Origin of the sequence: Shigella sp. FC1967 (genome assembly GCF_001743005.1) — a bacterium.
Classification (GTDB): Bacteria; Pseudomonadota; Gammaproteobacteria; order Enterobacterales; family Enterobacteriaceae; genus Proteus.
The window spans coordinates 1-7,838 of record NZ_MIIZ01000569.1 but is presented as its reverse complement, the minus strand read 5'-3'; the positions used below and the strand labels follow the sequence as shown (position 1 = coordinate 7,838).

The window sequence follows — 7,838 nt, the reverse complement described above, 5'->3', positions numbered from 1 at the left end:
GTCAATCATTAAAAGCTCCAAAATAAAGTAGGCACTCAATACACTAGATAATCACAGTCTGCCTTCTAACAACATAAAAAGCAAAAAAGCGCAAGATGGATAAAACAAGTTACGTATGATTATTGTAGTGGTGAAAAATAGTGATTTTGGTATATTCAGGATAAAAATTACGATCGTTTAGTATCGGTTAAAAAAGGTTTGTTGAGGATGGAACAAGAAAAGACGGCATTGGTTGAATGGGTTGATATTGTTGATGATAAAAATGAAGTCGTTGCACAAGCAACACGTCAACAAATGCGAGCTGAAAATCTTAGACATAGAGCAACTTATATCGTTGTTCATGATGGGATGGGCAAAATCTTGGCGCAACGTCGAACGGAAATAAAAGATTTTTATCCTGGTTGGTTAGATGCTACTGCGGGTGGTGTGGTTCAACAAGGTGAGAATTTACTTGAAAGTGCGCGTCGTGAAGCAGAAGAAGAGTTGGGTATTGCAGGGGTTCCTTTTGCTGAACATGGTCAATTTTATTATGATGATGAAAGTTGCCGTGTGTGGGGAAGCTTGTTTAGCTGTGTTTCTCATGGACCTTTCGCGCTGCAAGCAGAAGAAATTGAGGAAGTGTGTTGGCTAACTCCCTCTGAAATTACTGAGCGCTGTGATGAATTTACGCCTGATTCATTAAAAGCCCTTTCTCTTTGGTTAACACGTAATAACAGTACACGCCTAGAAAAGAGAGAAACCGTAGACTAAGGGGCGCTTTGTCCTAATTCAAATCGATAAGCATAGTTGATAACGGTATCTTCGAATATAGCGTTATCATCTTCGTCTCTTAAACGTTGTAAAAGTGCTATCAGATGTTTTCCTGCCTCTTTTCCCATTTTGTGATAATCAAAACGAATTGAGGTGAGAGAAGGCGATATTTGATTGCTATTTTCAGAGCCTTCTAAACATGCGATAGCCAGATCTTGTGGGATCTTAATTAATCGACGTTGACACTCAAAAATCATACCTAGTGCAATACTCTCATGGCTACAAATAACCGCATCTAGTTCGGGTTGGCGCAATAAAATTTCGGTTAATGCTTGCCGACCATATGCCATAGATGCGGGATCAGGCGTAGTAACACTTTGCTCAGCATTTAAATAATTTTTGAGTAACGCTCGTGACCAACCTGTTATTTGCTGGTGGTGCAGACGTTGTCCTTGTAACGCTCCAATATAGCCAATACAACGCTTTCCTTGGGTGACTAAATGATTTGTTAAATCATATGCAGCTTGCTCATAAGAACAATCAATACTAATAGCCGCTTGTTCATCTGATTGGCTGGCAACACTGACAACAGGGACATTAGCGTTACTGATATGTAAAAAATGAGTTGGACTAAGCTGTGAACCAAAGGCAACTAATGCGGCAGGATTACTTTGTAATAGCATATTAATCACACCACTGGCTTTATGAGGCTGATGCTCATAGCAACCCACTAAAATTTGATACTGATGGCGATTGAGTATTTGTTGTAAAGACTGCATAAAATCAGCACTGGCTCTATCTGTAAAAGAAGGTAGCAGTACCGCAATAATATGACTTTGTGCTGAAGCTAAAGCACCCGCAGAGGCATTCGGAATATAGCCAAGCTCTTCTACGGCTTGATTAACTTTTTCTCGTAACTTATCAGAAACTAATTCAGGGGTTCGCAATGCACGAGAGACGGTCATGGATCCGACTCCTGCGAGTTTAGCGACATCTTGTAATGTGACGCGACCTGTATTTCGGCGCTTACGTGTTTTGATCATTTGTAATTATGCTTGCGTAGCCTATTTTATTAACCGCAGATCCTACCTGAAATCTTCCTATTATGCTGAAACAATACAGTGTCAATTGTTGACATTTTCTGCAATTAACATTTCATTAAAATGATAGCGCTATCACAATTACGAATGAACTATCTAGATAGCGCTACCATTAATGATTACTATCCTTAATAACGAAGCTCAAAGAGAGTCTTATCGAGGTGACAAGTATGCTTAAAAACGTTATTAACACCTGATGTGGTGCAAGTGGTTCCAAACGTTAGCGATTGGCGAGAAGCCGTTAAAGTGGCGTGCCAGCCATTAATTGATAACGGTTGTATTGAACCTCGTTATATCGATGCAATTTACAAATCACACGAGAAAATAGGGCCATATTATGTATTAGGTCCAGGAATTGCGATGCCTCATGCGCGTCCCGAAGATGGCGTTAATCAACTTTCACTTGCTTTAACCATTATTGAGCAAGGTGTTGAGTTTGGTGCAAATGAAAACGATCCTGTGAAATTATTGATTGTGTTGGCTGCAACAGATAACGATAGCCATATTAATGCCATTGTGAAATTAGCCGAACTTTTTGATAACGATACCGATATTCAAAAGCTATTTAATGCAAAAAGCAAAGCGGATGTATTAGCCGTTATCAACAACTATTAATGACAATTTAAATTACCAAGGGGAATATCATGAAAATTACAGTTGTGTGTGGAAATGGTTTAGGCAGTAGTTTAATGATGGAAATGAGCATTAAAAGCATCCTAAAAGATCTTTCTGTGAATGCAGAAGTGGATCATGTTGATCTCGGTTCTGCAAAAGGTACACCAAGTGATATCTATGTAGGTACACGTGATATTGCAGAGCAACTCAATTCACAAGCGGTAAATGGCAAGGTTGTTTCATTGGATAACATGATTGATAAAGTGGCGATGAAAGAGAAGCTTTCAGTCGCGTTACGTGAATTAGGCGCGTTATAAGGAGCCTATCATGGACTTTTTCCGCTTTCTAATGAGTGATGTGCTTTCAGAGCCTGCTATTTTAGTTGGTTTGATCGCATTGATTGGTTTAATTGCCCAAAAAAAACCGGTTACAGAATGTATTAAAGGTACCGTAAAAACCATTATGGGTTTTGTTATTTTAGGTGCTGGTGCTGGTCTTGTTATTAACTCATTAGGTGATTTTTCAACGATTTTCCAACATGCATTCGGTATTCAAGGTGTAGTGCCTAATAATGAGGCAATTGTCTCTATTGCACAAAAAAGCTTTGGTAAAGAGATGGCATTAATTATGTTTTTTGCCATGTTGATTAATATCTTAATTGCACGTTTAACACCGTGGAAATTTATTTTCTTAACGGGTCATCATACATTATTTATGTCGATGATGGTGGCGGTTATTTTGGCGACCGCGGGCTTAGAAGGCACTGTATTAGTTGCGGTAGGTTCATTAGTTGTTGGGGTTTCAATGGTGTTTTTCCCCGCCATTGCACACCCTTATATGAAAAAAATTACGGGTTCTGATGATGTGGCATTAGGGCACTTCTCAACGATCTCTTATGTTGTTGCTGGTTTTATTGGGAGTAAATTGGGAAATAAAGAGCATTCAACAGAAGAGATGAATGTGCCTAAAAGCTTACTCTTTTTACGTGACACACCCGTTGCTATTGCTTTTACTATGGGCATTATTTTTATCATTACTTGTTTATTTGCGGGCGATACCTTTGTTCGTGAAGTCAGTGGTGGTAAAAACTGGTTTATGTTCTCATTGATGCAATCTATAACCTTTGCGGCAGGTGTTTATATTATTCTGCAAGGTGTACGTATGGTTATTGCTGAGATCGTTCCTGCATTTAAAGGGATTTCAGATAAATTAGTCCCTAATGCCAAGCCCGCTTTAGATTGCCCTGTTGTATTTCCTTATGCACCCAATGCAGTATTAGTGGGTTTTTTAAGTAGCTTTGCAGCAGGTGTTATTGGCATGTTTATTCTATATGCCTTAGATTGGACCGTCATCATTCCGGGTGTTGTTCCTCACTTCTTTGTGGGTGCAACCGCAGGGGTATTTGGTAATGCAACTGGTGGACGCCGTGGTGCTATTTTAGGCGCATTCGTTCAAGGTTTATTAATTACCTTCTTACCAGTATTCCTTTTACCTGTATTGGGCGATATTGGTATTGCGAACACCACATTTAGTGACGCAGATTTCGGTGTTATCGGTATTCTGCTAGGTATTATTGTTCGCTGATTGTTTAAAGAATTAAGATATAGAGACGCCTCATTGAAATTAATTCATTGGGGCGTTTTTTTTTACAAAATTTTTATATGAATTTATATGTTTATTTTGTGAATAATAATGCTATCATCCTGAGTGAATATTCACTGTGTGTATATTTTCGTACCTAATTAATTATAAAAATAGGTTTACATCACAATCACTAAGGAAAAATAAGATGTCTTTTGGTATTCGATATCTTGCGTTGTTACCACTTTTTGTTATCACTGCTTGCCAACAACCCGTTAATCATAATCCACCCGTGACTCAAACGGCTCAGGTTCAACCTGCAATCGTGAATAACTCATGGATTGAAATCTCACGTAGTGCGCTTGATTTTAATGTGAGAAAAGTCCAATCGCTGTTAGGCGATAAATCTTCGCTTTGTGCAGTATTAAAAGGAGATGCTTATGGTCACGATTTATCACTCGTTGCACCGGTAATGATTGAAAATAATGTGCAATGTATTGGTGTAACAAATAACCAAGAGCTAAAAGAAGTGCGTGATCTAGGATTTCAAGGTCGGTTAATGCGTGTACGTAATGCCACAGAGCAAGAAATGGCTCAGGCGACAAGCTATAACGTAGAAGAACTGATTGGTAATTTAGATATGGCGAAAAAATTAGACGCCATTGCTAAACAACAAAATAAAGTGATCGCTATTCATCTTGCCTTAAATTCAGGTGGTATGTCTCGTAATGGCTTAGAAGTTAATAACAATGCAGGGCTTGAAGAGGCGAAGCAAATAGCTCAATTAACTAACCTGAAAGTGGTTGGTATTATGTCTCACTACCCTGAAGAAGATGCTAATAAAGTAAAAGAAGATCTTGCTCGTTTTAAACAGCAATCACAAAAAATATTGGATGTTACTGGGTTAAATCGTAAAGATGTCACTCTGCATATGGCAAATACATTTGCCACAATTACCGTACCTGAATCATGGCTAGATATGGTGCGTGTAGGCGGAATTTTCTATGGTGATACGATTGCAAGTACAGACTACAAACGTGTGATGACCTTTAAATCAAATATTGCATCAATCAATTATTATCCTAAAGGTAATACAGTGGGTTATGACCGTACTTACACACTTAAACGTGACTCTGTCCTAGCCAATATCCCTGTCGGTTATGCAGATGGTTATCGTCGTGTTTTTAGTAATGCTGGGCATGCTTTAATTGCAGGGCAACGTGTATCTGTTTTAGGGAAAACATCAATGAATACCGTTATGGTTGATATTACAGATCTTAACAATATCAAACCAGGTGATGAAGTTGTATTTTTTGGCAAACAAGGTAATAGCGAAATTACCGCAGAAGAAATTGAAGATATCAGTGGTGCATTGTTTACCGAAATGTCAATTTTATGGGGAGCAACCAATCAACGGGTATTAGTGGATTAAACGAGGTTGTGAGTATTACCAAATAATAAAAAGGCGATTGAAAATATCAATCGCTGATATTATTGATAATTTAAAGCTATAAATTATCAGGTAACCCATAAGCCACTAAGCTATCGCCCATTTTAGTACCAAATGAACCATGTCCGCCGGCCATAATGACCACATATTGCTTACCTCCAATAGAGTAGGTCATTGGCGTTGCTTGTCCACCTGCGGGTAATCGTGCTTCCCATAACATTTTGCCATTCGTCACATTAAATGCTCGAATATAATTATCCTGAGAAGCAGCAACAAACATCACATTACCTGCGGTTGAGATAGCGCCTCCTAGCCCAGGAACACCAATTTTTAATGGTGGTAACTCCACTAAATTAGGCAAACTATCCCTAATGGTGCCAAATCGTTGTTGCCAAACAAGCTCATTTTTTGTTAAATCAACACCAGCAACAAATCCCCAAGGGGGTTGTTTACAAGGTAATCCAAGTGGTGATAAGAATGGATGAATATCAACACTATAAGGGGTTCCCGTCATGGGTTGTAAACCTTGCTCTCCGTGGCCTCCACCAATTACTTGACTGTCTTGAGGATCTTTTAAATAAAGTTTTGAGATAAAAGGCAAGGTAATAAAATTCATTACCGCGACTTGTCTATCTTGATTAACAGAAATACCGCCCCATTCAAAAATACCGAGGTTACCAGGAAAAACAAGCGTACCGTTTTCTGATGGTGGTGTATAAATTCCCTCATAATTTAGCTGATGGAAAGCGATACGACATAACAGCTGATCTGCCATTGTGCCGCCCCACATATCTGAACCTTGCAACTTATTTTTTGGTGCTAAATTAAGTGCTGAAAAAGGCTGAGTGGGTGAGTAATGCTCACCTTGTGTTTGTGGACCATATTTGACACTAGTAGGAACCGGTTTTTCTGTCACAGGAACAATAGGTGTACCGTCTCTTCTATCAAGAACAAACACATTCCCTGTTTTCGTGACGATATAAATGGCAGGTATTGTTTCATTTTTATCAGTTTTGATATCAACCATTGATGGTTGCGAAGGAACATCCATATCCCATAAATCATGATGGGTGGTTTGGAAATGCCACAATAGCTCACCTGTCGATCCTTTTAGTGCTAAAACTGAATTAGCGTAACGCTCTTTTAATGGATGACGATCGCCTCCCCAAATATCGGGTGTACCTACTCCTGTCGGAATATAGACCACATCCGTTTGTGCATCATAAGCTAAAGGCGCCCATGCATTAGGGGAGTTATGAACAAATTGAGTCTCTTTACCTGGCATCGCATTGGGATCTTCTGCGCCAGTATCAAATACCCATATTAATTTTCCGCTATTAACATCATAGCCACGGATCACACCAGAAGGCTCTTGAGTTGATAAGTTATCAGTAACAGAGCCACCAATAATAATAGTATTACCAGTGACGATAGGGGGAGATGTTGGGTTATATCCACCCAAATAAGCATAAGGCATAGAAGCTAACAGATTGATTTCTCCATTCTGACCAAAATCACGGCATGCATTACCCGTTTGCGCATTAACTGCGATTAGGCGGCCATCATTGACTGGAAGAAAGACTTTTTCAGGACATTCATCTGATATGCTTGGTTGGCGAACGTCGAGGCTTTTGGCAAATTCGGCACTATTATTTTGATTATAATAGGCAACCCCTCGGCAAGTCATATGCTGGAAGCTTTTGTTATATTGCAATTTAGAATCAAAACGCCACTTCTCTTTACCTGTTGCGGGATCTAAGCTAATTAAATATTGGTGAGGTGTACATAGAAAGAGATTATCTTCAATTTTTATAGGCGTAACTTCGTTGGTTATCTCAACGGCATCATTAGCCCTTTTTTCATCACCGGTATGAAAAGTCCATTTCTCAACTAACTTATCAACATTATCACTGTTGATTTGAGTTAATGGTGAATAGCGTATTCCGGCTTGCGTTCTGCCATAAGCAGGCCAGTCATTATCATTTACTCCGATAGGAGATATAGAGTTGGTGGGCTGTTGTTGTGTAAATTGACCATTAATGGCATGAGGATCGGTTAGTGAACTACCTTATATAATGATAAGTGTAGTGGCTAATAGTGTGAATAGCCAATTTTATTGGTACGACAAGTGTAAACATTATTATTGAGTGTGAAAGGAATAGGAGTAAGCCTAGAATAAAAATAATATCTAAGCGAGGGGCGAGTGCCCAAAAATCAAATCCTGACTCCCAGATACTCCAGACAATGGTGAATAGCGTATTCCGGCTTGCGTTCTGCCATAAGCAGGCCAGTCATTATCATTTACTCCGATAGGAGATATAGAGTTGGTGGGCTGTTGTTGT

The 7,838-nt window shown here is 39.1% G+C and carries 6 protein-coding genes and 1 pseudogene; 5 read left to right on the top strand and 2 right to left on the bottom strand.

The window, feature by feature from the left end; translation table 11 throughout:
- The first annotated feature begins 207 nt into the window (after nucleotides 1-207).
- Nucleotides 208-750, top strand: coding sequence for an NUDIX hydrolase YfcD (gene yfcD / locus BHE89_RS05360; RefSeq protein WP_069367970.1), 543 nt, complete (start codon nucleotides 208-210; stop codon nucleotides 748-750).
- On the opposite strand, the gene BHE89_RS05355 is transcribed toward yfcD, so the two are convergent.
- A complete protein-coding gene (locus BHE89_RS05355) occupies nucleotides 747-1,793 on the bottom strand; it encodes a LacI family DNA-binding transcriptional regulator (protein WP_069367971.1) in 1,047 nt (348 codons plus the stop codon). The two genes, yfcD and BHE89_RS05355, sit on opposite strands and share 4 nt — an antisense overlap.
- A 231-nt stretch (nucleotides 1,794-2,024) precedes the next feature.
- Here BHE89_RS05355 and BHE89_RS05350 point away from each other — a divergent pair.
- The 4 genes and pseudogenes from BHE89_RS05350 to alr form a co-directional block, all read left to right on the top strand.
- Nucleotides 2,025-2,465, top strand: a pseudogene (locus BHE89_RS05350) (PTS sugar transporter subunit IIA); the annotation flags it as partial.
- A gap of 29 nt (nucleotides 2,466-2,494) precedes the next feature.
- Nucleotides 2,495-2,782 (top strand): PTS sugar transporter subunit IIB, encoded by a 288-nt coding sequence (locus BHE89_RS05345; RefSeq protein ID WP_069367973.1) that lies wholly within the window; start codon nucleotides 2,495-2,497, stop codon nucleotides 2,780-2,782.
- Between the two features lie 10 nt (nucleotides 2,783-2,792).
- The gene (locus BHE89_RS05340) at nucleotides 2,793-4,049 is read left to right on the top strand and encodes a PTS ascorbate transporter subunit IIC (RefSeq protein ID WP_069367974.1); all 1,257 of its coding nucleotides are present in this window, start codon (nucleotides 2,793-2,795) and stop codon (nucleotides 4,047-4,049) included.
- Between the two features lie 205 nt (nucleotides 4,050-4,254).
- On the top strand, nucleotides 4,255-5,478 hold the full coding sequence (alr, locus tag BHE89_RS05335) for an alanine racemase (protein ID WP_069367975.1): 1,224 nt from the start codon (nucleotides 4,255-4,257) through the stop codon (nucleotides 5,476-5,478).
- Nucleotides 5,479-5,554: 76 nt separating this feature from the next.
- Here the strand turns inward: alr and BHE89_RS05330 are convergent, their stop codons facing one another.
- Nucleotides 5,555-7,498, bottom strand: coding sequence for a membrane-bound PQQ-dependent dehydrogenase, glucose/quinate/shikimate family (locus BHE89_RS05330; protein ID WP_286145916.1), 1,944 nt, complete (start codon nucleotides 7,496-7,498; stop codon nucleotides 5,555-5,557).
- Nucleotides 7,499-7,838 lie beyond the last annotated feature (340 nt).

Bases quoted from the DNA above. Each gene is read 5' to 3' on its own strand.
- BHE89_RS05355 (WP_069367971.1), bottom strand. From the start codon at position 1,793: ATGATCAAAACACGTAAGCGCCGAAATACAGGTCGCGTCACATTACAA.
- BHE89_RS05345 (WP_069367973.1), top strand. From the start codon at position 2,495: ATGAAAATTACAGTTGTGTGTGGAAATGGTTTAGGCAGTAGTTTAATG.
- yfcD (WP_069367970.1), top strand. From the start codon at position 208: ATGGAACAAGAAAAGACGGCATTGGTTGAATGGGTTGATATTGTTGAT.
- alr (WP_069367975.1), top strand. From the start codon at position 4,255: ATGTCTTTTGGTATTCGATATCTTGCGTTGTTACCACTTTTTGTTATC.
- BHE89_RS05340 (WP_069367974.1), top strand. From the start codon at position 2,793: ATGGACTTTTTCCGCTTTCTAATGAGTGATGTGCTTTCAGAGCCTGCT.